The 524-nt window shown below is 66.0% G+C and carries 1 protein-coding gene; it reads right to left on the reverse strand.

Translation table 11 applies throughout. The annotated features are described in order from the left end of the window. Positions 1–524, reverse strand: a 524-nt coding sequence (locus AX703_RS06695; RefSeq protein ID WP_156451945.1) for an IS3 family transposase, incomplete at both ends; no start/stop codon positions are given.

Here is a 524-nt window from a genome sequence, read left to right on the forward strand (position 1 = left end):
GATCATGGGGGGCATGCCCCCCATGATCTGATTGCCCGATCCGCCGATAGGCCTCCACCGGGGTTCTCCCGGCCAGGCCCGAGTGCGGACGCTCGGTGTTGTAATAGGTGATCCAGCGGGCAAGGCCAGCCCGCAGCTCCGAGCCGGTCTCGAAGGCGTGGAGGTAGACGCACTCGTACTTCAGGGAGCGCCAGAGCCGCTCGATGAAGACATTGTCCATCCACCGGCCCCGGCCGTCCATGCTGATGCGGACCTCGGCCTCGCGCAGCACCGTGGTGAAGGCCTGCGACGTGAACTGGCTGCCCTGGTCAGTGTTGAAGATCTCGGGCTTGCCATAGCGGGCCAGCGCCTCCTCCAGCGCCGCGACGCAGAAGCCGGCATCCATCGTGTTGGACAGCCGCCAGGCCAGGACCTTGCGGGTCGCCCAGTCCATGATCGCCACCAGATAGAGGAACCCGCGCCGCATGGGGAGTGGAGTAGGAAGCGCATAAGCGCTTCCCCTCCCCGAACCGTACGTGCACCTT

This window comes from Novosphingobium sp. CCH12-A3 (assembly GCF_001556015.1).
Lineage (GTDB): Bacteria > Pseudomonadota > Alphaproteobacteria > Sphingomonadales > Sphingomonadaceae > Novosphingobium > Novosphingobium subterraneum.